Source organism: Bifidobacterium sp. ESL0704, from assembly GCF_029392075.1.
Taxonomy (GTDB): domain Bacteria; phylum Actinomycetota; class Actinomycetes; order Actinomycetales; family Bifidobacteriaceae; genus Bifidobacterium.
Genome location: NZ_CP113929.1, coordinates 1,538,091 through 1,565,058, shown reverse-complemented (window position 1 = coordinate 1,565,058; position 26,968 = coordinate 1,538,091). Strand labels below are relative to the sequence as shown.

The following is a 26,968-nucleotide window of genomic DNA, read 5'->3' as shown; positions in this document are numbered from 1 at the left end:
GCAAAAGAAACGCTATGCCCTGACAATATGTCAGGGTCAACTACCTTCGGCGTGTTGTATGGCTGCAGGTGCTCGGATTATCCGCGGTTTGAGACTCGACTATGATTCCAGATAAGAGACAACGGAGCGAATGACAAGGTTTGATAGCGCATGAAACGAAATGATGATCAGCGACGGTTCATTGATGAAGGAGTTGCGCAGCTTCCCCTTGACAGCGATGGAACCGAAGAAACCAATCGCGTCGGTCGCGCTAACGGAACCGGCAAAACCGCTTCCAACCCCAGAAAGCCGAGCACTGATGTTGTCAACGCCTCGTCTGCGTCCGGTTGGGCAACAGAGTCCGATAGCGCGGCTGTAGACAAGCGCGCCATCAAGACTTCTCCGCAAGACGGCGAGATGAATAAAAAGGCCGACAAACTTCAGATTCTTGTCACCGTTGTGGTGATTATCGTGATTGTTCTGGCTTCTGCCGTCGGTTTCGGAATGAGGGGAAGGGCCCAGCGTGCCCAGCAGATGATCGAAATGTTCAAGAAGGACATGTCCACTCACGAGCCCCCGACCGTTGACAAGGTAAGTGACCAAGTCTCCAGACTCCGCAGCGACCGTTCCGCCATCGACAAACAAGTGCAGGACATGATTAGGAGCAAGAACGTTGGCGAGGCGGACACGGCGAAACTCAACTCCCTCGTTTCCGATACCGACGCCGACAGCGCGACGTTTGCGGGACTCGACGGCATGGATACCGTGGAAGTAAAAATGCAGCTCGACCGCTATTCGAAGGCCTATGCTGACTACAAGGCTCTGCTTGTCGATTACATCAACCATGCACCGGCCATCTCGGCGATGTACAAGACCTGTGGCGGGAATTGGGGAAGCATTTCAGGCAGCGCCAAGGACAAAGCGAAGTATGACCAGACAATGGCCTCGTGTCGGAGTACGGTGACGCCACTCTCGGATTCCAACGATACCGCGATGAAGACCTTGGTCGCCTCGGTGAATGCCGCGTTGGACGCCAGCGATAAGGCCGCGAAACAAATAGTCCCGATCGATGAAAATGCAGACGATATCACGGCCCAGATTGACCGGATGGATGACCTGGAAGCAGACGCGGACCCATCGTTCGGTATCAGAGAATATGTGGAACAATATGGTCGTGACCTGCGCGCCGAGCGTGATGCGTTTCATCTTCAGTGGTGCGTCGACCGCGCCTACAAAACCGAACGTGCGCAGGAGAAGTCCGCCAAAGAAGGAACAAAAGCACGTAAGGCGTACCTGAAAGGTCCGGGCACGGCCGATAGCGCCAAGAATCCGGAGACGACGGCGAAGGCGCTCGGCGATGTCGCTCGGCAATGGAATCTGTTGGATGCCACCGTTGACGCGCTCAACGTCGAAGGCATGAAAAGTCTGGAACCCGTTGACCTTGACGATCTTAGCGCGGTCATCAAAGCCGCGGATACGGCCAACGAGGCGCTGTCCAAGCAGATGGACACCGACGGCGAGAAAAACGATGAGGCCTATACCGGTTATCAATCGAGCTACCGTAAAGACAGAGCGCTCATCACCACGTACGCCACCACCATACTTGCGGTTTCGAATTCGGAAGCGGCTTGCATCAACCTGCCCGAGCAGACCTCCTTGGACGCCGAATACACCCAATTTTCCAGTTACGTGGACGCCTGTTCGACTGCCCTGAAGCCCCTGAAAAACGCGAAGGACAAAAAGACGCATGACCTGTATGCGAAAATGTCGGCGAATGCGGCCAAGAATGTCAAGATTGTCGCCCGACTGAAGGCTCTGGGGGCGCCGAGCGATGCCGCCAACGGGCCGCACGGCCATGAGTACCAGCAACTTCGGGCCCAACTGATCAAGAACACGGATTTCAAACACATGGAAACGTTCGACAATTATATCGATGATTTCGATCATGCGCGCGATGCGGTGGATGTGCTCGACGCGCTGTATCGTTTGTCAGGACAGTCGGAAGACGACTGAGTTTTCGCTTGAGGTGGATTGCCTGCTGCGTTTGGATATTTGCCGACAACTGTAGGGGAGTTCCACTAAAATCGCGACTATGACAAGCGTTGAAGCCTTTGACAGCAGCCGTAATGGGCGCACGAACGACAGCCTGACCGAGACCTCCCATTTCGATGGGAATGGGACAAATGGAAATGTAAATTCTTCTTTGTCCTCCAAATCCAAAACGTCTGAACTGCCCGACCCGTGGCCGGCTCCCGATGCGGAAGGCAGACTGAACGCGACCGTGGTCATTCCCGGCAGCAAGTCGTTGTCGAACCGGTATCTGATCTTGGCCGCATTGGGACATAAGCCCGTTACCATTGCGGGCATGCTGCGCTCGCGAGATACGGAGCTGATGGCCGGTGCACTGCGGACGCTTGGTGTCGGCGTCGAATTCGACCCGGACGAGGAAACCCGCGTGACGGTGACGCCGCCGGCTGATGGACGGTTCAACGGCGATGTCACGGTATTCTGCGGGCTTGCCGGGACAGTGATGCGTTTCGTGCCGGGGCTGGCGCTGTTCGCCGACGGGCCGGTACGCTTCGACGGCGACGAGCAGGCTTACGCGCGTCCGATGCATCCTTTGCTTGACGGGCTTGAGCAATTGGGTGCTCACGTCGAATACGAGGGGAAAACCGGATTTTTGCCATTTACCATCACTCCGCCTCAAGTGCAATCCGATGGGGAGCAGCGGGACGGTGGTGATAGAGGTTTCGGCGTCTCGAATGGTTCGGCGGATTCTTCGGCTGCCGAGATTGCCAAGGTAGAGATCGACTCGTCTTCGTCTTCTCAGTTCATCTCTAGTCTGCTGCTGATTGGCTCGCGTCTGCCGGCAGGTCTCGACTTGCGCCATACCGGAGCCAAGCTACCCAGTATGCCGCACATTCGCATGACCATGGCCGACGTCAACGGTGCTGGAGGAAATGCCGAAATGCCGGAAATCGGACATTGGCAGGTGGCGCATCTCGCGTTGCAGCTGCCCGATGGGGTGGTGGTGGAGCCTGACTTGTCGAACGCTGCACCGTTCCTTGGTGCCGCGATGATTGCCGGAGGCGCGGTCAGCGTGCCGAACTGGCCGACGTCCACCACTCAGCCGGGCGGTCTGCTTCCGGATATCCTGCAGAAGATGGGTGCTACAGTCACCTTGAATGGCCGAGCTTTCGACGACGTGATGGCGAATGCGCGCAACCCTCAAAAGGCAGCTTTTGTGCCACGAAACGGGACGTTGACGGTTTCGATGGATGGGCCGATTTGCGGGCTGGGCAAGGCTTTTGATATGTCGGCGGCGGGGGAGATTGCTCCCAGCATCGCCGCTTTGGCAACTTTGGCCGACAGTCCTAGCGAGCTGGTCGGTATTGGTCACCTTCGTGGGCATGAGACGAACCGACTGGCGGCTTTGGTCACGGAAATCACGCGCATTGGAGCAGGAGCCAAGGAATTGCCCGACGGTCTGGCCATTACACCGGTACTACATGATCGGCTGCACGGTGAGATCATGGAAACTTATGCCGACCACCGCATGGCGACGTTCGCGGCGATGATCGGCCTTGCGGTGCCGAATACCCGAATCCGCAACATCGCCACCACTCGTAAGACCATCCCCGATTTTCCGGGCATGTGGCGCAAGATGCTCGAAAGCTAGCTGCGACACTCAACGAGGTACATACGAGAAGGCCGGAACCGAATGTTTCCAATCGGTTCCGGCCTTCCTGTGTCTATCAGATATCAAAATCCGACGAAACGAAACGGCTCACTTCTTGAAGACGTTGCCGTAGGTGTCCTTGCCTTCGGTGGCGATCTTGTCGGCCTTATGGGCGATGGCAAGCTCCTCGTTGGTCGGGATGACGCAGATGATCACCGAGCTGTCGGGCGTGGAGATGATGCGCGGTTCCTTGGAACGGGTCTCGTTCTTCTCCTTGTCGAGCTTCACGCCGAAGGGCTCGAGCTTCTTGCACACACGGGCACGCACCGCGTCATCGTTCTCGCCGACGCCGGCGGTGAAGGTGATGACATCCACGCCGCCCATCTGTGCGGTGTAGTTGCCGATGTAGCCGACGATGCGGTGGATGTAGACGCCCATCGCGGTGATGGCGTCCTCGTTGCCTTCCTTGATGAGGCGATCGACTTCGCGCATATCGCCGTAGCCGGTCATGCCCATCATGCCGGACTGCTTGTTGAAGAGGGTATCGAGCTGGTCAACGTCCATGTGGGCGTTGCGGATCAGGTGGAAGACCACGGCCGGGTCGATGTCGCCGGTACGGCTGCCCATCATCAGGCCTTCCAGCGGGGTAAGGCCCATGGAGGTGTCGATCGGATGCCCGGAGATCTGTGCGGAGGCGGAAGCGCCGTTGCCGATGTGCAGTACGATCTGCTTCAGGCCTTCGGCAGGCTTGCCGACCACGCCGGGAACGACGGAGCCGATGTACTCGTGGCTGGTGCCGTGCGCGCCGTAACGACGAATCTTGTACTTCTCGGCGACTTCCTTGTTGAGCGCATACGTGCTGGCTTCCTTCGGCAGTTGGAAGAAGAAGGAGGAATCGAAGACGAAGACCTGCGGCACGTCGGGAAGAAGCTCTTCCATGACCTCGGCGCCGGTGGCCTCCGGGCCGTTGTGCAACGGGGCGAGTACGGCGAGGTCCTTGACCTGCTGGATGGTCTCTTTGGTGACCAGAGCTGGCTTCGGGAAGACCGCTCCACCTTGCACCACACGATGACCGACGGCGACGATGCCGGATTCCTTGAGGTTCGGGCCGTACTCGTCGAAGAAGCCGAGGACGCGCTTCAGACCGTCGGCGTGGGTCTTGATCGGCTCCTCGAGCTCGTGCTTCTCACCCTGGTATTCATGCTTGTAATGGCCATCGATGGGTTCACCGATCTTCTCCACGAGGCCGCTGGCAAGAGCTCCTCCAGTTTCGAGATCCACCAGCTGATATTTGATCGAGCTGGAACCGGAATTGATGACAAGGACGGTTTTCGCCATTGTTTGCATCCTCCATATAGATAAATTGACCCGTGGATTGTACCGCGGCTGCCAAGTTTCCAGTTTACTCACGAGCTGTTACAAAGAGACTTATTCTCCAGTTCCCACCACTAGTCAAATAGCAATTTTGGTTCTGTGAATAAGATTTCAATAAAGTGACGTTTTTCTTCGAAACATGAGTTGGAGGTTGGGATAAACTTTCACGGGCGTATGACTTGGCCGAGCGGCCCGGAGCGTCCCGTGAAAGTTTATCCCAACCTCCAACGACCAACCACATAAAGTAACGTAACTTGTTTAGGTGATTGGGATTTCTAATGAAACTATTGCTGTGCTTCAACAGCGGTCAATGCGACCGTGTTGATGATGTCCTCTACCAGAGCACCACGCGAGAGGTCGTTGACGGGCTTGTTGAGTCCTTGCAGCACCGGGCCGATGGCGATGGCACCGGAAGTGCGCTGCACGGCCTTGTAGGCGATGTTGCCGGCGGCCAGGCTCGGGAAGATGAAGACGTTGACATGTCCGGCCACGTCGTTGCCCTTGGCCTTGGTGGCGGCCACCGTGGGAGACCAAGCGGCGTCGAACTGGATGGAACCGACTGCCGGCAGATCCGGTGCCTTCTCATGGACGAGCTTGGTGGCTTCCTCGACCAGGTCGACATCCGGACCCTTGCCGGACCCAAGGGTGGAGTAGCAGAGCATGCCCACCTTGGGATCCACGCCGAAGGCGCGTGCGGTGTCGGCGGATTGAACGGCGATGTCGGCCAACTGCTCGGCGTTCGGGTTGAGGTTGATGGCGCAATCGGCGAAGACGGCGACATGGTCCTTGAAGCACATCAGGAATGCGCCGGAGACCAGCGAGGCGCCGGGCTTGGTCTTGATGACCTGCAGCGCCGGACGAACCGTGTTGGCGGTGGAGTTGATGGAGCCCGAGACCAGACCATCGGCCTTGCCGAGTACGACCAGCATCGTGCCGAAGTAGCTCGGATCGGTCAGCTGCTTGCGGGCCTGTTCTGGCGTCATGCCCTTCTTGGCGCGCAGCTCGCAGAGCTTGGCGACCATGGGCTCCAGCACTTCCTCGTCATCCATCGGCTGATAGCTGGCCTTGGACAGCGAGTCGAGGCCAAGTTCCTTGCCGCGGGCGAGGATTGCATCCTTATCGCCGACGATGATGAGATTGACGATGTCGCGGGCAAGCAGGTAGTCCGCAGCCTTGATGATACGGTCTTCCGAGCCTTCCGGCAGCACGATCGTCTTCTTGGCGGCCTTGGCCTTCACCAGAAGATCGTTCTGGAACGCATAGGGAGTGGTCGGAGCGTCGAATGGGGTTTGCGCGGCGGCGACTACCTCATCGGTCGGCGCATTGTCGGCGAATGCCTTTGCGGCTTTGCTGGCGGCATCGGGATCAGTGTCGGACGGGAAGTCGACGGCCGGAATGGTCCAGACCGGGACGGGGGAGTCCTTCAAAGCGTTCTTGGCGTCTGCGGCCTTTTCGTCGGTGCATCCAGTGACGAAGATGCCGGCAACTTTGCCGCCAGCCTGCTCCACACTGGCCGTGCAGGTCTCGACCGTGGCCTTTACCTGCTCGCCGTTGCGCGGAATAGTGCAGATGGCGAGGAAGGTCTTGGCCTTGAGGTCCGAGGCGATATCGGCATTGAAAGTGAACGCTTCAGGGTCGAAAACGGAGGAACCGTCGGAACCCACGACCACCATGGTGTCAGGATTGACGCGCTCAAGTTCGGCGCTATACGCCGCCACGATGTCACCACGGGCAGTGCTTTTGTCTTTGCGCGCGCACTTGGGGCATACGCCGCGCACTTGTTCGACGGATTGGCCGGCATTCGAGGCCTTGAGCAGTTCGCCGGTAAAGGCCTCTTTTTTGCAAGCCACTGGGCGGAACACTGCGGTCTTGCCTTTGGATGCGAGAGCCTTTACGACTCCGTAGGCCACCACATTACGGCCGTTCTTGCCCTCAGGGCTGTTGATATAAATGACTTCGTTCGTCACGGTATAACTCCTTTGTGCATGCTATGCACGTTTTTGCGGATCAACAACGATATCGATCATTTATATGTTAAGCGCAGAGTGTGACGTAGTAGACTGCCGACGAACGAAACAGAAAAAGGACGCCGACCGAAGCCGGACGTCCTTTTCCTTTACTCAGATGATTGCGCTAAGCGCGGGGGTGAGATTATCTCACTCGTTGTCGGAACCAGTGCTCATGGCAGCCTTGGCAGCTGCTTCCTTGTCCTGGTTCTTGACGTCGGAGTATACGAAGCCGGTGTAATCCGGGTGATCGTAGCCTTCGTCGACGGCGAACTGGAAGGCGTCAGTACGGAACTTCTCGAGCTTGTCGATGTCGCTGGCGTACTTCTTCGCGTCGAGCGTGCGGAGCACTTCGGCGGTCAGCTCGTAACGATCCATGTCGTTGACGCGCACCATGTCGTACGGAGTCGTGGTGGAACCCTGCTCCTTGTAACCGTGAACGTTGAAGTTGTCGTGGTTCGGACGATCATAGATGAGGGCGTGGATGTCGTGCGCATAGGAATGATACGCGAAGAGGACCGGCTTGTCGGCGGTGAAGAGATCGGTGAACTCCTCGTCGCTCAGCGCCTCGTCGTTCTCCTTGGGGCTCTGCAGCTTCAGGGTGTCAACGACGTTGACGACCTTGAACTTGATGCCGAACGCCTTGAGCTTTTCGCTTGCGGCCATGATCTCGAGCGTGGGGACATCGCCGACGCAGGCGAGCACGATCTGCGCTTCGTCGTTGTTCTTGGCGGTGGAGGCCCACTTCCACTCGGCAGCACCCTTCTCGAGCTCTTCACGAGCCTCGTCGAGGGTCAGCCAGGTGGCCGCAGGCTGCTTGCCCGCGAAGATGGCGTTGATCTTGTTGGTGGACTTGAAGGCCTTCTCGGCGACGGCCAGCAGCATGTTGGCGTCGGCGGGGAAGTATTCGGCCACAACGTGATCGTTGTTGAAGGTCTTGTTCAGCAGCACGGAGCTCACACCCGGGTCCTGATGGGAGAATCCGTTGTGATCCTGACGCCAGACGTGCGAGGAGATCAGCATGTTGATCGAAGCGACGGGCTTACGCCAATCGATGTGACGCACGGTGGCTTCGAGCCACTTGGCGTGCTGGTTGAGCATGGAGTCGATGACGTGGCCGAAGGACTCGTAGGTGCTCCAGATGCCGTGACGACCGGTGAGGACGTAGCCCTCGAGGAAGCCTTCCATCTGGTGCTCGGAGAGCATCTCGACGACCTGGCCGGTGACAGCCATGTGCTCATCGGTCTGCTCGGAGAGATAGCCGTTGTCCCACTGCTTGTTGGTGACCTCATAAGCGGCCTGCAGACGGTTGGAAGCGGTCTCGTCAGGTCCGAAGATGCGGAACGAATCCGGGTTCATCTTGATGATGTCGCGGGTGTAGTTGCCCAGCTGGCGGGTAGCTTCGAGCTGGCCCCAGCCATGGCCGAATTCCTTGACGCCCTTGACTTCGTAGGCATCGAGATCGGGGAGCTTCAGATCCTCGCGGATACGGCCGCCGTTGGCGTTCGGGTTCTGGCCCAAGCGCAGTTCGCCCTTAGGCATGAACGCGGTGACGTCAGGCTTGATGGCGCCCTTCTCGTCGAAGAGCTCCTCAGGCTTGTAGGATTCCATCCAGCCCTTGAGGACCTGGAAGTGAGCCTCGGTATCGCGGGCGGAAGCCAGCGGCACCTGGTGAGCGCGCCAGGATCCCTCGGTCTTCTGGCCGTCGATGTACTTCGGGCAAGTCCAGCCCTTCGGCGTGCGGAAGATGATCATCGGGTAGGTCGGGCGATCCATGTCGTCGGTCTGAGCCTTGGCCTTGATGTCGCAGATCTTGTCGAAGATCTCTTCGAGCATGTCGGCGAAACGACGGTGGATGGACATATGGTCCTCATCGTCGAATCCGGCGACGAACTCATAAGGCTCGTAACCCATGCCCTCGAAGAACTCGTGGAGCTCCTCATCGGGGATACGGGAAAGAATGGACGGGTTGGCGATCTTGTAGCCGTTGAGGTGCAGGATCGGCAGCACAATGCCGTCGGTGCGAGGGTTGACGAGCTTGTTGGACTGCCAGCTGGTCGCCAGCGGGCCGGTTTCGGCCTCGCCGTCGCCGACCACAGCCGCGACGAACAGGCTCGGGTTGTTCATGATGGCGCCATAAGCGTGGCTCAGCGCGTAGCCGAGCTCGCCGCCCTCGTGCATCGAACCCGGGGTCTCAGGTGCATAGTGGGAGGGGATGCCGCCAGGATAGGAGAACTGACGGAAGAACTTCTGCAGTCCGGACTCGTCCTTGGTGATCTTCGGATAGTACTCGGTGTAGGTGCCGTCGAGATAGGACTGAGCGACGCCTGCGGGGCCACCGTGGCCAGGACCCATGATGAACACGGTGTTCTGCTGGTGGTCGGCGATGAGACGGTTGATGTGGCCGAACAGGAAGTTCAGGCCCGGAGTGGTGCCCCAGTGGCCCACGAGACGGTACTTGACGTCCTTGCGGGTGAAGGGCTCCTTCATCAACGGGTTGCTACGCAGATAAATCTGACCGATGGAAAGATAGTTGGCGGTGCGCCAATACTTGTCGACTCCTTCGAGAGCCTCATCAGAAACCGGCTTGCCGAGCTTCTTCCACGGGGTGCCAATAACAGGACTAGTCATTTATGCTCCTGTACTCCTGTACACATTGTGTGCAATTGATTATTTCCTTCGGGCGCAAACCTTTGTTACTATTGATGTTCCGGGTTCGTGCCCAATCGATGTTCACTTTACGTGTCGACTCCGACTTTTTGGACGTTTTTTTTCATCTGTGTGCTGTCTTGAGATGTTTTTGTCAAGTAATGTCGTATTATACAAAAAATTTGTGAGATTTTCGAACGTAAAAAAATGACTTACAAACGTTGAAATTGCGCCACAAACTCCGCAACGCCAAGGCTTAGCGATGTTCGATTCACAGAAAATTCACGCGGCGTGTTGTTTTTTGTGATGTTGTTTTTTGTTTGTTCCGCGTGCATTGTCTGGACACTTGATTTTGTCGCCTTGAACCGCGAGAATGGACATATTCTGCATCTGTTTTGTACTGATAATAATAGGGAGAATCCATGGCAAAAGGTCCAGTGCTTGTCGTTGACTTCGGCGCGCAATACGCCCAGCTCATCGCGCGTCGTGTGCGCGAGGCGCATGTCTATTCCGAATTGGTTCCGCATTCCATGCCGGTTTCCGAGATGCTCGCCAAAGATCCCAAGGCCATCATTCTTTCCGGAGGCCCCGCTTCCGTCTACGAGCCCGGTGCGCCCGAGATCGACAAGACGATATTCGACGCCGGTGTGCCCGTGCTCGGTATCTGCTACGGCTTCCAGGTTATGGCCAACGAACTGGGCGGCAAGGTCGACAAGGCTGCGCTCGGCGAATACGGCAGGACCGAAGCGGTGATCGACGACGCTGAGGGCGTGTTGGCCGGTTCCCCCACCGAACAGACCACTTGGATGAGCCACGGCGTGGCCGTGGAGGAAGCGCCGGAAGGCTTCAAAGTCCTCGCGCATACGCAAGGTGCTCCGGTGGCCGCGATGGAAGATGAGTCGCGCAAGCTTTACGGCGTGCAGTGGCACCCCGAGGTCAAGCACACCCCGCTTGGCAACGAGCTCTTCTCCACGTTCCTGCACGAGTGCGCGGGGCTTCCCAGCGATTGGGACGCCGACAATATCATCGACACGCAAGTCAAAAAGATTCGTGAGGAAGTCGGCGATGCCGAGGTTATCTGCGGGCTTTCCGGTGGCGTGGATTCGGCCGTCGCCGCCACGTTGGTGCATAAGGCCATCGGCGATCAGCTCACCTGCGTCTTCGTTGACCATGGCATGCTGCGCAAGGGCGAGGCCGAGCAGGTTCGTCACGACTTCGTCGAAGCGACTGGCATCCGGCTGATCGAGGTCGATGCTTCCGACGAGTTCCTTACGGCTTTGAAGGGCGTTACCGAGCCTGAGCGCAAACGCAAGATCATCGGTGAGAAGTTCATCCGCACGTTCGAGAAGGCCCAGAAGCAGGTTTTGCAAGAGGCCGGTGCGCGTGGCAAGGAGGTCAAGTTCCTCGTGCAGGGCACGCTCTATCCGGACGTTGTCGAATCCGGCGGCGGGGACGGCACGGCCAACATCAAGTCCCACCATAACGTCGGTGGTCTGCCCAAGGATGTCAAATTCAAGCTCATCGAGCCGCTGCGAAGCCTGTTCAAGGACGAGGTTCGTGCCATCGGCACCAAGCTCGGTCTGCCCGACAACATCGTCTGGCGCCAGCCGTTCCCGGGCCCGGGCCTCGGCATCCGCATTATCGGCGAGGTGACAAAGGAGCGTCTTGACCTGTTGCGTGAGGCCGACGCCATCGCGCGCGAGGAGATGACGAAGGCCGGATTGGACCGCGATATCTGGCAGTGCCCGGTGGTGCTGCTGGCCAACGTCCATTCGGTAGGCGTGCAGGGCGACGAGCGCACGTACGGCTCGCCGATCGTGCTGCGTCCGATCAGCTCCGACGACGCGATGACCGCCGACTGGTATCGTCTGCCCTACGACGTGCTGGCCACGATCTCCACGCGTATCACCAACGAGTGCCGCGGTATCAACCGCGTCGTGCTCGACTGCACCTCCAAGCCGCCGGCCACCATCGAGTGGGAGTGAGCGTCAGCGGTCGCCGTTCATCCTGTTCGGATGGTGAAAGGCAATCGTACTAGGGCTTAGAACGCTACTAAACCGGCCTCTGCGTTGGGTTTAGTAGCGTTTTTGCTGCCCAATTGGCATGGAACTAAGATTGTTCTCAATTTAGTGACATATAAAGTTGTCTAGTGGGCATAAATGGAGAACAATCTTGAGCTGATGACGTTTAGCATCGGTTAGTGTCTATAAATTGGGAATATTCTCGAATCAGTGACAGTTATCGCCGCCTTGTGTATGTAAATGGCGAATAGTCTCGGATTGACGGGATGGTCGGAGAAGCTTTCTATGGATAGAATCAGCCTCTCATATGCTATGCTGTCTCTGCGATTCTTCCGTTGCTGATATATTGCTGTACAAAACTGATGGTAGCCAGCGATTTTTATTATGAGATGTTGAATCCGCCATTGCGCGTATAGAGTGAGGAAATGTCTGTTTCCTGCAGAGTTCTTCGCCCCAATCGTCGGCGGCAAGGTGATGACTGGTTTAAACCAACCGCGTTCTTGAAAGGAAGGAATAACATGGACAACGAACTGAAATTCAGATACGCTGGGCGCGAAGACGTCGCGCTGATTCTGAAATTTGTCAGGGAACTTGCCGATTACGAGAAGATGCTGGACGAGGTCGTGGCCGACGAAGCCACGCTCGAGGAGTGGATTTTCGACAAGCAGAAGGCGGAGGTCATTTTCGCCTGTCTCGGCGACAAGGAGATTGGCTTCGCGCTGTTCTTCCATAATTTCTCGACGTTCTTGGGCAGAGCGGGGCTGTATCTGGAAGATCTGTATGTCTCGCCGGAATATAGAGGCCGCGGCTATGGAAAGGCCATATTGAAGCAGCTGGCCAAAATTGCCGTCGAGCGTAAATGCGGTCGTATGGAATGGTGCTGCCTGGACTGGAACAAGCCGAGCATCGATTTCTATCTGTCGTTGGGTGCCGAACAGATGTCCGATTGGACGACGTACAGGCTTGCAGGTAACACGTTGCAGGAACTTGCGCAATAGACATGTGTGGACCTGTCGGCGCCTGAGAGAAAGTCTGTCGGCAGGTCGGTTACGGTTGAGCATTGAGAATTGTGGTTTTGCGGCCCGATTGGGTGAGCTGACGCCTGTTCCCAATTGAATAAATGTCAAAGTGGCAACACGATAATGGCTGGTTCGCCTGTTACGGCGAGAGGCGATGTGTGTTGCCGAATATCAACAAGTGGTTTAGGAGGATGAATAGTGAGCAAGCATATGAGCAGAGGCGCATGGCTGGTGGTTTTGGGATTGATACTGGCCGGTGCGAATCTGCGTATGCCGATCACTATGATGCCGCCGCTGCTGAATGATCTGAAGGCCGAAATCGGCTTGCCGACTTCACTGGCGGGGTTGCTGACTACCATCCCGTTGTTGGGATTCGCACTCGCCTCGCCGCTGATGGGCAAGTTCGGTGCCAAACATGGCAGCGATAAGGTGCTCGTCGTCTCGCTGATTATTCTGAGCGTCGGCAGCTACCTGCGCGTCATTCCCTCGTCATGGGCGCTGATGGTCGGAACCGCCATTCTCGGCATTGGTATCGCTGGCGGCAACGTGCTGCTGCCAGCCGTCATCAAGGATCGTTTCCCCGATAACATCGCGGGCATGACCACCCTTTACACCATGGCGCAGGTCATCGTCGCGTCGCTCGGCACTGCCGCTTCCGGCGTTGTCGCCTCAAAGATTGGTATCCAGTCAAGCATGGCGATGTTTGCGCTGGTGGGCCCCGTCGCGCTGATTGTGTGGATATTCATTGCCGTGCTCAACCAACGTCGTTCCGGTTCGTCGCACATTGCCGTTGACACTTCCTTCGACCGGCCAATGGTCGACAGGACGCCGTGGCGTTCACCGCTGGCCTGGGTGATTCTGGCCTACTTCGGCATGCAGTCGATGCTGTATTATTCCCTGCTTACCTGGTTACCTTCGATGTGGCAGGAGGCCGGTTTCAGCGCTGTCGCGGCCGGCAACCTCGCTACGCTCTTCCAGTTGACCGGCATGCCGCTGACGCTGACGGTGCCGATGATCGCCGAACACAAACACGGGCTTTCCATCATCAACGGCATCGTCGGCGGGGGATTCGCCCTTGGAGTATTGGGCATTCTCGTGCCGGGTGCGAACCTGCCGCTCAATGTGGTGGCCGCTGCCCTGATGGGTATGGCGTCGGCAGCGGCGTTCAGCATCTGCGTGATCTTCTTCCAGAAGCGCACCTCGAACGCGGCGGACACTGCGCGTCTGTCCGGCATGGCTCAGTCCGGAGGCTATCTGCTGGCGGCGGTCGGCCCGGTGGCGCTCGGCGCGCTCAATGGTCTTCTGCATACTTGGACACCTATCATCGTGCTGGTCCTCGTGGTCATCGCCCTGATGTTCGCCGCAGGCATCGTGGTCATCCGTCATCATGATATCTACGAGAATGTTTGATGGTTTAAAAGAGGCTCTGCTGAATTCAGATTCTAAGTAAATTAGCTTAAGATTTGAATTCAACAGAGCTTTATTCACTGACAGTTTGGTTGTGGTTGCTGTTGGTTTTTGGAAGTGACTTATTCCTTTTCCAATTGGAAGATTTCGTCAAAGTACATGAGACGCTCTTCGTCATTTTTACCTATTGAATACTTATTGGTATCTAATTCTTCCTTATAGAAAAAGTTTTTGGCTGTCTCGTGAAATTCCTGATCGCTTTTTTCGAGTTCTTCACAAAGTTTCTTGGTCATCCACCAGCCACGTGCTTTAATTAGTGTGTTGACACAAAAGTAAAAATTCTCGAAATCTTCAATTGTCTTAGGTAGGCCAGAGCCTTTCAGATGTCCTTTCCAAAACTCCCCAACAGTTCCATCGCGGTTAATGTAAGGCTGTAAATAATATTTGTTTATCACGTCTTTGAAAGCGCTTCCATCATGAGTAGGTGATTGAAGAAAGTCATGAATGTCCTTGACGGTGCGATCCCAATAATCTTTAGGCGCGGCACGGTAGCTTCCGCGACCTGTATTCATCCATGCCGGCATCACAATGAAGTTACCAATGGTGTGGGTCCAACACGCAAATTTATTGATTCCATCATTAACAAGAGTTTCTATTGTCTCTTTATCAACACGGATTTTAACGTCATTGTTTGCGGGGTTATGTGCATTTTGCAGAAAAGTTGTTAATAAATCCTCACATTTATCTTTTTTATTTGTTGCCCAGCTTTTGAGGATTTCGTTTGATCTTGGTAGCGGTCTACCATATTCAAGACCCCATTCCTTTTCATTGTCGATGCCCCAAGAAACTGTTCCGTTAGCGGCCACAAGTCGAGTAAAAGTTGTCTTGAAAGAATTCATAGTGTCGCCACGAATGGAGTCAGTTATATCTGTTTGCCATCCAAAAACTTGATAGATGTAGGAAGCGCGTTTATCGCAATCTCGTTGTTTATCGATTGGATCATATTCCTTTTCTTGATTGTTGTTTACGGATATGCAATCAACTTCTTCATGAAAATCCTTGTTGTCTTTGCTTTTGTTATTGAATAAGTTGGTGTATTTATATTGAAGCTCCAATTGCAAGTTGGACACTTTTTCTTCGTTGGTATAACACCGCTTAAAATCAAATTCCCACGGCCTAATGCCTTGCTTAGCGCAATACCGCAACCACCGCTTCACCCATGCTTTGCTTGGGTCCGATTCGACTTCTGTTTGCTGCTCCACGATGGTCTCCTTCGGTATAGCGTATGGCGAAGCCATGCATCGACAACACCATGGTCACGATAGAATGTACGTAATAATAATATGTTAGTTAACCGAAAGGTAGAAGCGATGACGATTCTTACTGATACTTATACGCTCAACAACGGGGTGAAGATTCCGAAGATCGGGTTCGGTACCTGGCAGATTCCCGATGGGGAAGTGGCCTATGATTCGGTGCGGATGGCGCTGGACGCCGGCTACCGCCATGTCGACACTGCTTGTGTGTATGGCAACGAGCGTAGCGTCGGACGTGCCATCCGCGAGTCGGAAATAGCGCGCGACGAGATTTTCGTGACCTCGAAGCTTCCGGCCGAGGTCAAGACGGCGGACGGGGTGCTGCCGCATTTCGAAGAGACGATGGAGAACCTCGGGCTTGATACCCTCGATCTTTATCTCATCCACGCGCCTTGGCCATGGAGCCACGCGGGGCACATGCGCATGGACGAAGAGAACCTTGCCGTGTGGGGCGAAATGGAGAAAATCTACCAGTCCGGCCGTGTGCGTGCCATCGGGGTGTCGAATTTCGATGACCACGATTTGAAGAACATTCTCGACCATGCCGAGGTGACGCCTGCGGTCAATCAGATTCAGTATTACGTAGGTGCCACCGAGCCGCGTAACAGAACATTCGCGCAATCTCACGGCCTGCTGATCGAGGCCTATTCGCCGTTGGCCACCGGTGGGCTGCTCGGTTCGCCGGAACTTAAGGCGATGGCCGAAAAGTATGGGGTCTCAACCGCCCAGCTGGCGATTCGCTTCTGCCTGCAGAACGGTGTGCTGCCGCTTCCGAAAGCCACGCATCGTGAACATATCGAAAACAACGCCGATGTCGATTTCACCATCAGCGACGCGGATATGGACACGCTTAACGTCTTCACCGACCCGAATCCGGACAACCACAATCCCAGCCAACGGTGAGAATCAGCCTCAAGATATTATTGAGCAGAAGTCGCCATCCCGAATGTTGTTACGGGATGGCGACTTCTGCTTTAGCATCATGATTCCTGAATTTTTCTAAAAAACCGAATAGGATTTTTACGGTTGTATGGTGCTGAGCAATTCGATGATTTCTTCATGCCGCTCTGAATCACTCATCTCGGTGGTTTGAAACAGTTCAAGAATCTGTCGTGCGGTGTCGAGTGTTTCCTTATCTCGTTCGCCGGCATCGGTCAGTGACGAGAGGTTGAGGAAAGACTCGAGTGAGTGAGAATTCTGGTCTTTCAAAGCGCGTTCGATGATGCCACGTAGCATGATCTTGAGATTGCGTGAATTTTTGCGGTCGTTTCGACGACGTTCCAAATACGGTAGGAACAGCGCCACTAAGACCGCTGCGGTCTCTGCTACTGCCGTGGCCCATTCTGCCAATGATCCAATCTCCATATACTCTCCTTGGCGAAGCGTTGAAAGTGCAAAACCATACTGTACACCGTTCTCTGCAACGGGTGAATGCCGGCGATAGCGATCTGCGATGCAGTCGGATTTGTGGATCTTACTACAGAGCAATGGGAGCAATCGTTCATGTCTGTTGGACAAGTTGGGTGTCTTGAAATCGAAACGTTTGCCTGTGATAATTGGTGAACGAGTGAAGTGGTTTAATAGAAGAATATGCATATTGTCGTCTTTTGAAAGGGAATATCATGAACGAGCAAGAAGCCATGGACCTGCTGCGCAAGTTCGTAGGGCTACATACCGAAAACGGCAACGAGAAGGTCGTAGCTGATGAGATCAAGGCGATTTTCGATAAGGCCGGCGTGCCCTGCAAGGTTCTGCCGCTTGAGGACGATCCGACCCGTGCCAACTTGGTCGCCGAACTCGGGCACGGTGAGCCGATTCTTGGATTGACTGGGCATATGGACACCGTCTCGGCCCAGCAGGAAGGCTGGAAGACCGATCCGTTCAAGCTCACCGAAGACGGCGATCTGGTCTACGGTCGCGGTGTGACCGATATGAAGGCCGGTCTTGCCGCCATGGTCATCGCCATGCTCAATCTCAAAAAGCATGAGGAGCAGATGCACGGCACCGTGCGCTTCCTGGTCACGGCCGGTGAAGAGGTCGGTATGCCGGGTGCCACCGCACTTCAAAAGCAAGGGTATATGAAAGGCGTCGGGGCGTTGCTTGTCGGCGAACCTTCCGGCTACAACATCGTCTACGCCACCAAGGGCGAGCTTAATCTGAACATCGCGATGAAAGGGAAGGCCGCGCACAGCTCCACTCCGGCCGCAGGCATCAACGCAGTGGAGAATCTGATCGAATTCCTCGATACCATTTCCAAGCGCATCAAGGACGCAGCGGCCGGAAAGAGCAACCCGGACCTCGGCGACACCGTCTTTAACATTGACGTCATCCGAGGCGGTCAGCAGGTCAATGCAATCCCTGAGTCCGCCAGTGCCGAAATCAACATGCGTATCATCCCCGAGTTCAGCAACAAAGAGATTCTCGCTGTTTTGGACGATGAAGTGGCGAAGTTCAACGACAGTCACAAGGCCACCGTCTCCTATGAGGTCGGTATGGATATCGTTCCTGCGATCGGCCCGAAGGACGCCAAGCTTGCCAAGATCGTCAAGTCGGTGGGGGAGCGCCATTTGAAGGAGCAGGGCAAGCCTGCCGAGATTCCGATGTTCGGCGTGTCCGGCGGTACCGACGGCAGCGTGCTCCTACTCGACAGCCCGAAGGACACCGCCTACGTGATGTTCGGGCCAGGCAACGATACGATGCACTGCGTCAACGAAAGCCTGCCCAAGGCGATGTATCTCGACTTCATCGGCATCTATGACGACATCATCAACGAATACATGGGCATCGGCAAGTAGTTGATTGCGTTTGATGCTGGTAAACGGACTCAGATAAACGGTTGCGGTGCGTTTTCCCAGCATCGGAATGTGATAGTGCTGGTAAACTGACTGTAATCAGTGATTAAAGTACGTTTACCAGCACTAAACTGTGATGTTTTGGGCGAGGCGCCTGTTTTGAGCTTCAGTCTTTGGTTGCTGCGGTATTGTTTTCGCCGGAACCGTTGTGTGTGTTGACTAGGAAATGCGATTCGCTGGGAAGCACGGCGTTCAAGATGACGGCGACCACGAACGAGACCGCGATGCAGTTGGTGGCGAAGATCGACTGGAAGAGCTGCGGGAACTGGGCGAAGATGCCGCCGACCTGCGTGAACCCGATGCCAATGGTCAGGGAGAGCGCCGCGATGGTGGTGTTGCGCTGGCTGAATCCCGCCTCGGCGATCATCTGGAAGCCGGAGAGAATGATGTTGCCGAACATCATGATGGTGCAGCCCCCGAGCACCGCCTGTGGCATGGAGTTGAACAGCTGCGCCACACCGGGCACGAAGCTGGCGAGGATGAGGATGAGTCCGCCGGAAAGGATGACCTTGCGGTTGACCACCTTGGTGACCGCGACCAGCCCGATGTTCTGGGCGAATGAGGTCAGCGGCAGGCAGCCGAACAGGCCGGAAACGGCGGAGATCAGGCCGTCGCCGGCGATGGCTCCAGAAGTCTCCTTGTCGGTCGGCAGACGGTTCAAACCGACCTGTGAGAGCGCCGCGGTGTCGCCCAAGACCTCAACGGAGGAAACGACGTAAAGCAGTGCGAAGGAGATGATGGAACCGGCGTCGAAGGTCGGAGCGAACGGCATGAACCGCGGAAGGCTGACGACCTGCAGATTCTGGAAGCCGGAGAAGTCGACCTTGCCCATCGGTATGGCGACGATATAGCCCACGACCAGGCCGAAGAGGATGGAAAGCTGCTTGGCTGTCCCTTTCATCAACAGCTGGAAGGCGAGGCAGGCGACCAGCGAGATGAGACCTAGCGTAAGGTTCTGCCAGCTGCCGAAGTCCTTGGCCCCGGAGCCGCCGCCGAACGAGGAAGCACCCGTGGAAAGCAGGGAGAAGCCGATTGAGGTTACGACGATGGCGGAGACGATTGGCGGCACGTATTTCTTCCAGAAGGTCGCAGTCAGCCCCAGTACCAGCTCAAGCAGTCCGCCGACGATGATGGCTCCCACAAGTGCCCCGTAACCCTGCTTGCCGACGATGGCGCTTGCGGCGGCGACGTAGGTGAAGGAGATGCCGGTGACCATGGGCAGTCGGCTGCCGACGCGCCAGAGCGGGTAGAGCTGCAGGCAGGTGCCGAGGCCCGCCACCAGAAGGCCGTTCTGGATGATCATCGCCGATTGTGACGGCGTCAGGTGAGCGGCGGCGGTCACCAGGAAAATCGGTGCGAGGTTGGCGACGAACATCGCCATGACATGTTGCAGGCCGAAGGGGACACCGCGCCAGAAGGAGATCTGCCCGTCGAGGCTGGTCAGTGCCTCTTCGGTACTGGGTTTCGGCTGTCTTGATCCGTTCGGGGCACTGTCGCCACCGGTTCGTCTGCGCCATGGCAGGTGGGAGGCAAATCCTGAGGCATGATTGCCGCTTTCTGTCGCCTGCTTGGTTGACGAAGCCGCTGACGGGTTGCCGACAGACGCATTTTTTTCATGGGATGATGTGATATTTGCTGGTTCGGCCTCTTCATGAGTGCCGTGCTGATCAGTGCTCAAAGGGTCTCTTTTCTTGATGAAATTGAGATAGTGCTGATAGCTGGAAGCATACGCCCGGCAGTGGGCAGAACGGGTTCAAGGCGTTTCTTTTTTGGATAATGCGACCGACTTTGATGTAGAAGAATCAAATAGTCCTGACCGTTTTCACGTTGAAATTCATGGCCGCCAGGATATCGGAATACAGAATATCGAAATAGCAGAGGAATAGATGTAGTGAAGAAGTTTGGACTCAATACTGACCAATGCCAAGCATCTTAAGTGAAACAAAAGCGGCCGCCGGAGATCGTGTCTGCCGTGCGAGCCGCAATGTGTTCAGATGAATGACAAATAGGAAAGACTATGCGAATTCGATGGTTCCATTTTCGCCGTCCATCGACTTGACGATAGCGAGCGATGCGACCTCGTAACCGGCCTCGCGCAGCTCCTTGCCGCCGCGCTGGAAGCCTTTCTCGATGGCGATGCCGATGCCTTCGATAATGACCCCGGCTTCGTTGCAGATGTCGATAAGTCCGTGCATGGCCTTGCCGTTGGCGAGGAAGTCGTCAATCAGCAGCACGTGTTCGCCGCGGTTCAGGAAACGCTTTGAGACGATGACCGGGAATTCTTTTTGCTTGGTATAGGAATAGACTTTTGCGGTGTATTGGTCGCCGTCCAGATTGATGGATTGGGTCTTTTTGGCGAAAACGACAGGAACGTTGCCAAAGTGCTGGGCTGCGATGCAGGCGATGCCGATGCCGCTTGCCTCGATGGTCAGAATCTTGTCGATTTTCTTGCCGGCAAAGATACGTGCCCACTCGTCTCCCATGTGGTTGAACAGCGTCACGTCGCACTGGTGGTTCAGGAAGGCGTCGACCTTGAGCACTTCGCCCGGTTTTACGGTTCCGTCCCGGCGGATTCTGTCTTCAAGTTCCTTCATGTCATCCTCTCGTTTCCGTCGGTAGATTTTGGCGATGCCCGACGCCATGCATACATGTATGGTCTACGAGCATAATCACTGGAGGTGACGTTGATAAGCCGCGTCTAGTGTCCGTCATCGATTTGCCTTATATGTTGCGTAATCTGACCGTTTCGCAGCATGCCGCAGGCGGTTGGCGCGGCGTCAGTCGAAAGGGGAATGGGCACAGAAAGCAATCATGGAAACCTGCGTTGCCATGGATACAACCGGCAGAAAAGGAAACTTTGCCGCGATAAGACCTGCGGGGCGCATGATTCCAACCTTCGAAAGGCTGTTGGGATGCTCGCAGGCATCTGCCAGCTGATGTTCATGACGCTCATCTCTGAGCTCCTCAAGACCAGCGATTGTGATAGAAATGAAGTCCTATGGCAGGCGGGCGAGCCGGGTTCGGGGCGCTCGCAAAACGGCATTTTCGAAGGGAACGGGTGTGGCACAGGATCCGGATTTGATTGCACGAAGCGCAGAGGAACTCGTCGGCGACCTGAACGAGCAGCAGGCCAAGGCGGTGCAGTATCGCGGACCGGCCTTGCTGATCGGTGCAGGTGCCGGGTCGGGCAAGACCCGTGTGCTCACCCGTCGCGTGGCGTGGATTCTTTCGCAGTTCGGTGCCTGGCCCAGCCAGATTCTGGCCATCACCTTCACCAATAAGGCCGCCGCTGAAATGCGCGAACGATTGGAATCGTTGATCGGTCCGGTGGCGGAGCGTATGTGGATTTCGACGTTCCATTCCGCCTGCGTACGCATTCTGCGACGAGACGGCAAAACCATCGGTCTCAATTCCGGCTTTTCCATCTATGACACCGCCGACAGCCAACGGCTGATCAAGCTTATCGCCACGAGTCTCAACGTCGATTTGAAGCGCTATACGCCGCGTGCCATCCTCGGCCAGATTTCAGATTACAAGAACAAGCTGGTCGGCTGGAAGGAGATGCTCAAGACCTATGCGCCGGATTACACACCCGGCCAGCAGGGCTATCAGCTGGGGCGTTACGACAATACCGAAGCACTGTATGCCGTGGTCTACGCCGAGTATCAGCATCGCCTTGCCGCAGCGAACGCCGTCGATTTCGACGATCTGATCGTGCGCACGGTCGAGCTGCTGCATGATCACCCGGAAGTCGCGGATTACTATCATCGCAAGTTCCGCTACATTCTGGTCGACGAATACCAGGACACCAACCACGCGCAATACCAGCTGGTGCGCGAGCTTTCCGGCATCGACGATCCCAATCGCCCCGCCACGGGCTCGCAGCCTTCCAGCCAGGCGACAGCAGGCCGCGAAGGCCCGGCCTGGGTCACCGTTGTCGGCGATTCCGACCAGTCCATCTACGCGTTCCGCGGCGCCGACATCAGCAATATCCAGGATTTCGAGAAGGACTTCCCGGGGGCGCTGACCATCATGTTGGAGCAGAACTATCGTTCCACGCAGACCATCCTCGATGCTGCCAACGCCGTCATTTCCAAGAACACCGGACGCAAGCCCAAAAAACTGTGGACCTCGCTCGGCAAGGGCGAGCCGATCGTCGGCTACGCGGCCGACAACGCTCAGCAGGAAGGCGGCTGGATCGCCAACGAGATCGCCAACCTCAAAAGCGAGAACGGCTACCGCTATGCCGATATGGCCATCATGTACCGCGCCAACGCGCAGTCCCGCGCACTTGAGGAGGCGCTGATCAACGCCGGCATTCCCTACCAGCTCGTCGGTGGCACGAAATTCTACGAACGACGTGAGGTCAAGGACGCCATCGCCTATCTGCAGGCCATCACCAACCCCGCTGACAGCGTCAACATGCGTCGCATCATGAACACGCCCAAACGCGGGCTTGGTGCCCGAGCCGAATCCATGGTGGCCGCCTACGCCGAGGCACACAACGTACCGTTCTGGAACGGCATCGACCAGATGGACCAGATCCCCGACCTGCCCACACGAACACGGACCAAGCTCGGCGAATTCCGTGATTTGATGCGAAGCCTGATGCAATTCGCGGCCGACTATGATTCCAAACCCTCCGAGATCGTGGCGCAGGTGCTCAACCAGTCCAAGCTGCTCGAAGAACTGCAGCGCTCCACCGACCCGCAGGACGAGTCACGCGTCGAGAACCTTTCGCAGTTGCAGTCCGTCGCCGCAGAATTCGAACAGAAGACCCCGGACGCCACGCTTTCCGGATTCCTCGAGACCACGGCGTTGGTCGCTGATTCCGACCAGCTGCCCGGCGAAGGGGAGGACAGCGGCAAGGTCACGCTGATGACCCTGCACACGGCCAAGGGCCTCGAATATCCCGTGGTGTTCCTCACGGGCATGGAGCAGGGCACATTCCCGCATTCACGCTCGCTCGAGGACGAACAGGAACTCTCGGAAGAACGCCGACTGGCCTACGTCGGCATCACCCGTGCCAAGCAGCGGCTCTACGTCACCCGCGCGGCCGTGCGCTCGCAGTGGGGCCAGGCCAATGACATGATGCCCAGCCAGTTCCTCGACGAGATTCCCGACGAATTGATCGAATGGAAGCGCCGTGAAGCCGGCGTCGAACGCATGCGTTCAGGTTGGGGCAGTGGATCCGGCGACGGTGATTTCGATGACGAATTCGGCGGTTGGGAAGATGACGACGGTTTCTCGTCCGGTTCCACGTTCGGAGCTTCCGGATCTTCCTCATCGTACGGTGGCTCTCGTGGCTCGGGGCGTTCCGGTTACGGTTCGTCGTATGGAACGCGCTCGAGCTACGGTTCCGGCCATTCGGGATACGGGTCCCACTCGTCCGGCGGTTCGTCATATGGTTCGCGTTCCCGTTCGCACTCGCTGTATGGTGCCGGTTCGGACTACCGCGGCTCTTCGTCGCGTTCCGGCTATGGTTCGCATTCTTCCGGCGGTTCGTCGTACGGCTCACGCTCCGGTTATGGCTCGTCCTCATACTCTTCGGGTTCGCATACCCGCGGCGGTAAGGTGACCACGCGGCGCACGACGCCAAAATCCGCGTCTCGTTCAGTGCCGGCTTCAGCTCTGAAAAAAGATAACAAGCTCGATATCTCCGATTTCTCGATCGGCGACAAAATCACCCACGACCAGTACGGCTTGGGCACCGTCGTCGACACCCAAGACAAAGGCCGTAACTCGATCATCACCGTCGATTTCGGCTCCGACGGTGTCAAACGCCTGATGCTCCGCGTTGCCCCGATTGAAAAACTGTAAGAAAGTTTAGTTGTTTCTTGCTAGTTAGCGGTTGATAAAGTATTTATGATTTTAAAGATAACTTGATTTGGGACGGTTGGTAGAAAATCAAAGGTTGAGTTCGATCTAGAAAGCCACGATTTTTAAGTAGATCGATGAAGCTAGGCAAAAGGAGAATGCATATTTGTTGCTTTCGGAAGTTCTGATTACGTTCAATCAGAGAAATAGCACTAATCAATAGGGCGAAGCTGTAGAATAGCGTTCTATTCGAAAGTTACGAATAATTACTACGGAATTATGGTCAGGATTGGCTAAGGCAAGATTATTTCGTGTGCTACCGTATTTTTGCTAAGTCGCATTAAATGATTTTTGGGTTAGGGTACGGTAGTGATGACAATAGTTTAGTTTTCTATTTGCTTTGCTTATTTGCAATACGTGTTTCTGTGTGAGATATTATTACCATGAGAGAATTTCTGAGAGATACTTTTAAGCTACTTCATCAAGTATTTGATTTAGTTACTAGTCAATTTCGTGAACTAAGAACTAATTTCGGAAGAATAAAATGGGTATTTTCGCATAGAAAAACTTCTTGGTCACGTTGGGGGGAAATTTCAAAAAAAAGACGAGACCATGATATGGGTGTTGGATATGTTGGACTGGCGTGCCTTGTTTTGTGTTTGGGAATCATTAATTGCGTCTCGATTTTGCTGGTTATTCCAACTCTTATATGGGCTGGCAGATATTTATTAAACGCTGGATTATATTTTTATTATACTAGTAGTAATATACCGTTAGTTACGATAATTGGTCTACTTGAGGTTGTGGTTCAAGTTATCGTTGTGGTTGCATTGCTGGCAGCAGGAGTTTGCTGTCTTTTACAGATTGTTTATGTTTGTGTATATGCTCCAAGATTACTTGTGCGTTCTTTAAGAAAAATCAAATATATTGGAACGATTGTTTCTTTCCTTTTTTCAATATTAAATTTTGTTTTCTTATGGGAATATGATTATATTTATCATTTTTATATCCTTATTCTCAGTTTATTTGGTTATGCGGATACGAAATTAGTTTTTCCCGTAGGTTGTGTTCACTTTGTGAGTAGAATTGCCGCCTTGATCTTCGCGTTTGCTGCATTTATGGATTTTGTTATCCGATTGAATGCGCTCTTATTGCATGCCAAAGATAATGATAGCGGCAAATTTAGCGATGCTGAGATTTTCCCACAAGGGGTTTTCGAAGATCAAATTAACATTTTGAAGAGAAAAAATAATAAAAGTCGACCATTAAAGAACCATAAAAGAAAAAATAAAAGAAATAGAAATCAACAGAAAAAGGGTAGGAAACGACGAAAGAGGAAAAGGAACAAAAGGAGCTGATGCCGGGAAGGTTTTTGCTTTTTGTAGAGTGTGTATTATGTTTTATCTCGTCCGTACCCTGCGGGTAAAATAAGAGCTTGTGTCTGCCATAAGGCGGGCATTATCTGGAGTCTTAGCCCATCAGTGGGTCGGCGGTGTGCCCGGCAAAACGAGAACATCGTTGGCGCTTGGCGCCTTGAAGCACTGGAGAGGCCCGGCTCAGCGCGTTCTTGAAAAAGAATCGCGTTCCGTTCAGATAACGACAGAATACAAAGGAACAACAGAATGACTAACATTCAGCGTTCTCGCCGTCAGGTGCGTCTTTCGCGCGCCCTCGGCATCGCACTGACCCCCAAGGCTCAGCGCATCTTCGAGAAGCGTCCGTACGCTCCTGGTGAGCATGGCCGCACGCGTCGCCGCACCGAATCCGATTACGCGGTTCGTCTGCGCGAGAAGCAGCGTCTGCGCGCCCAGTACGGCGTCTCCGAGAAGCAGCTTCGTGCAGCTTATGAAAAGGGCACCCACACCAAGGGCCAGACCGGCGATGCAATGCTCGTCGATCTCGAGACCCGTCTCGATGCTCTGGTGCTTCGCGCAGGCTTTGCCCGCACGACCGCCCAGGCACGTCAGTATGTCGTGCACCGCCACATCATGGTCGACGGCAACGTGGTGGACCGTCCGTCCTACCGTGTCAAGCCCGGCCAGACCATCCAGGTCAAGCCGAAGAGCCAGACCATGGTTCCCTTCCAGATCGCCGCTGAGGGCGTGCACCGCGATGTGCTGCCCGCCGTCCCCGGATACCTGGACGTCAACCTCGCCTCGCTCAAGGCGACTCTTACCCGCAAGCCGGAAACCAAAGAGATTCCGGTCGAGGTCAACATTCAGTACGTCGTCGAGTTCTACGCTCGCTGATTTCTGAATCCCATTCCTTTAAAGGACATACCGCAAGGGCCCTGTGAGTTTCAAGCTCACAGGGCCCTTGGCGTTGCCGGGATAAATTATTGCTAAGGTTTGAGTCTGTTCATCGCAAGATTATCGTAGGCGAGACCATTAATTGGCGGTTACTCGCCGATGACGGAATCGACGATGGCGGAGACGATCGACATGATGATGGTGCCGATGATCGAGGCGAAGAAGCCGGAAATGTAAACGCCTACGCCGAAAAGCGATACCGCAAGCCATGAGGCCAGACGCATGCACAGCCAATTGACGATCAGCAGCAGGATGATCGAAATCAGACCCAGCGACATGATCGAAAGCGGAAGGGCAAAAACCTGCGTGACCACGTTGAGAATCGGACGGATGACGGCATTGACTAGTGCCAGAAACAGCGCGAACACGGCGATGCCCAGAATCGGGGGAGTACCGATGGGCTGCATGCTGGGAATGAGCAGCACCATCGCGGCAGCGGCGATGGTCAGGATGATCCAACGGGTAAAGAATCGTGTCATAAGACCAGTATGGCAAAGAAACAGTGTTGCCGGACCGCTGTTTTCAGAATGTTTGCAAGCA

The 26,968-nt window shown here is 55.3% G+C and carries 18 protein-coding genes; 10 read left to right on the top strand and 8 right to left on the bottom strand.

Annotation, left to right across the window (positions count from 1 at the left end; genetic code table 11):
* Positions 1–150 precede the first annotated feature (150 nt).
* Both OZX64_RS05600 and OZX64_RS05595 read left to right on the top strand, forming a co-directional pair.
* Positions 151–1,992 (top strand): hypothetical protein, encoded by a 1,842-nt coding sequence (locus OZX64_RS05600; RefSeq protein ID WP_277171936.1) that lies wholly within the window; start codon positions 151–153, stop codon positions 1,990–1,992.
* A gap of 79 nt (positions 1,993–2,071) precedes the next feature.
* Positions 2,072–3,658 (top strand): 3-phosphoshikimate 1-carboxyvinyltransferase, encoded by a 1,587-nt coding sequence (locus tag OZX64_RS05595; RefSeq protein WP_277171935.1) that lies wholly within the window; start codon positions 2,072–2,074, stop codon positions 3,656–3,658.
* A gap of 108 nt (positions 3,659–3,766) precedes the next feature.
* On the opposite strand, the gene OZX64_RS05590 is transcribed toward OZX64_RS05595, so the two are convergent.
* The 3 genes from OZX64_RS05590 to OZX64_RS05580 all read right to left on the bottom strand — a co-directional run bounded on the left by OZX64_RS05590 (position 3,767) and on the right by OZX64_RS05580 (position 9,669).
* Positions 3,767–4,996, bottom strand: coding sequence for an acetate kinase (locus OZX64_RS05590; RefSeq protein WP_277157215.1), 1,230 nt, complete (start codon positions 4,994–4,996; stop codon positions 3,767–3,769).
* Between the two features lie 320 nt (positions 4,997–5,316).
* On the bottom strand, positions 5,317–6,999 hold the full coding sequence (gene pta, locus OZX64_RS05585; protein ID WP_277171933.1) for a phosphate acetyltransferase: 1,683 nt from the start codon (positions 6,997–6,999) through the stop codon (positions 5,317–5,319).
* 189 nt (positions 7,000–7,188) lie between these two features.
* Complete coding sequence (locus OZX64_RS05580) at positions 7,189–9,669, bottom strand: phosphoketolase (protein ID WP_277157220.1); 2,481 nt, start codon at positions 9,667–9,669, stop codon at positions 7,189–7,191.
* 440 nt (positions 9,670–10,109) lie between these two features.
* On the opposite strand from OZX64_RS05580, the gene guaA reads away from it, so the two are divergent.
* The 3 genes from guaA (at position 10,110) to OZX64_RS05565 (ending at position 14,137) form a co-directional block, all read left to right on the top strand.
* Entirely contained in the window at positions 10,110–11,672 is a 1,563-nt protein-coding gene (gene guaA, locus OZX64_RS05575; RefSeq protein WP_277171931.1) for a glutamine-hydrolyzing GMP synthase, read from the top strand.
* A 554-nt stretch (positions 11,673–12,226) separates the two neighbouring features.
* On the top strand, positions 12,227–12,706 hold the full coding sequence (locus OZX64_RS05570) for a GNAT family N-acetyltransferase (protein WP_277171929.1): 480 nt from the start codon (positions 12,227–12,229) through the stop codon (positions 12,704–12,706).
* Between the two features lie 219 nt (positions 12,707–12,925).
* Positions 12,926–14,137: an MFS transporter gene (locus OZX64_RS05565; protein ID WP_277171927.1), complete on the top strand. Its 1,212-nt coding sequence runs from the start codon at positions 12,926–12,928 to the stop codon at positions 14,135–14,137.
* Between the two features lie 119 nt (positions 14,138–14,256).
* On the opposite strand, the gene OZX64_RS05560 is transcribed toward OZX64_RS05565, so the two are convergent.
* On the bottom strand, positions 14,257–15,396 hold the full coding sequence (locus OZX64_RS05560) for a hypothetical protein (RefSeq protein ID WP_277171925.1): 1,140 nt from the start codon (positions 15,394–15,396) through the stop codon (positions 14,257–14,259).
* 108 nt (positions 15,397–15,504) lie between these two features.
* Here OZX64_RS05560 and OZX64_RS05555 point away from each other — a divergent pair, with 108 nt between their 5' ends.
* Positions 15,505–16,353, top strand: coding sequence for an aldo/keto reductase (locus OZX64_RS05555; RefSeq protein ID WP_277171923.1), 849 nt, complete (start codon positions 15,505–15,507; stop codon positions 16,351–16,353).
* Between the two features lie 117 nt (positions 16,354–16,470).
* On the opposite strand, the gene OZX64_RS05550 is transcribed toward OZX64_RS05555, so the two are convergent.
* A complete protein-coding gene (locus tag OZX64_RS05550; protein WP_277171920.1) occupies positions 16,471–16,815 on the bottom strand; it encodes a hypothetical protein in 345 nt (114 codons plus the stop codon).
* 257 nt (positions 16,816–17,072) lie between these two features.
* On the opposite strand from OZX64_RS05550, the gene OZX64_RS05545 reads away from it, so the two are divergent.
* A complete protein-coding gene (locus OZX64_RS05545; RefSeq protein ID WP_277171918.1) occupies positions 17,073–18,245 on the top strand; it encodes an ArgE/DapE family deacylase in 1,173 nt (390 codons plus the stop codon).
* A gap of 163 nt (positions 18,246–18,408) precedes the next feature.
* Here the strand turns inward: OZX64_RS05545 and OZX64_RS05540 are convergent, their stop codons facing one another.
* Positions 18,409–19,746, bottom strand: a complete 1,338-nt coding sequence (locus OZX64_RS05540) for a nucleobase:cation symporter-2 family protein (RefSeq protein ID WP_277174990.1) — start codon at positions 19,744–19,746, stop codon at positions 18,409–18,411.
* A gap of 571 nt (positions 19,747–20,317) precedes the next feature.
* A complete protein-coding gene (locus tag OZX64_RS05535) occupies positions 20,318–20,896 on the bottom strand; it encodes a xanthine phosphoribosyltransferase (RefSeq protein ID WP_277174989.1) in 579 nt (192 codons plus the stop codon).
* Between the two features lie 466 nt (positions 20,897–21,362).
* Here OZX64_RS05535 and OZX64_RS05530 point away from each other — a divergent pair, with 466 nt between their 5' ends.
* The 3 genes from OZX64_RS05530 (at position 21,363) to rpsD (ending at position 26,368) form a co-directional block, all read left to right on the top strand.
* Complete coding sequence (locus OZX64_RS05530) at positions 21,363–24,122, top strand: UvrD-helicase domain-containing protein (RefSeq protein WP_277171916.1); 2,760 nt, start codon at positions 21,363–21,365, stop codon at positions 24,120–24,122.
* Positions 24,123–24,562: 440 nt separating this feature from the next.
* Positions 24,563–25,477, top strand: coding sequence for a hypothetical protein (locus OZX64_RS05525; protein WP_277171914.1), 915 nt, complete (start codon positions 24,563–24,565; stop codon positions 25,475–25,477).
* Between the two features lie 264 nt (positions 25,478–25,741).
* Positions 25,742–26,368, top strand: a complete 627-nt coding sequence (rpsD, locus tag OZX64_RS05520; protein ID WP_277144570.1) for a 30S ribosomal protein S4 — start codon at positions 25,742–25,744, stop codon at positions 26,366–26,368.
* A gap of 149 nt (positions 26,369–26,517) precedes the next feature.
* On the opposite strand, the gene OZX64_RS05515 is transcribed toward rpsD, so the two are convergent.
* Positions 26,518–26,907 carry a phage holin family protein gene (locus OZX64_RS05515; protein ID WP_277157241.1) on the bottom strand — a complete coding sequence of 130 codons (390 nt, stop codon included), beginning with the start codon at positions 26,905–26,907 and terminating at the stop codon, positions 26,518–26,520.
* Between the last annotated feature and the right edge of the window lie 61 nt (positions 26,908–26,968).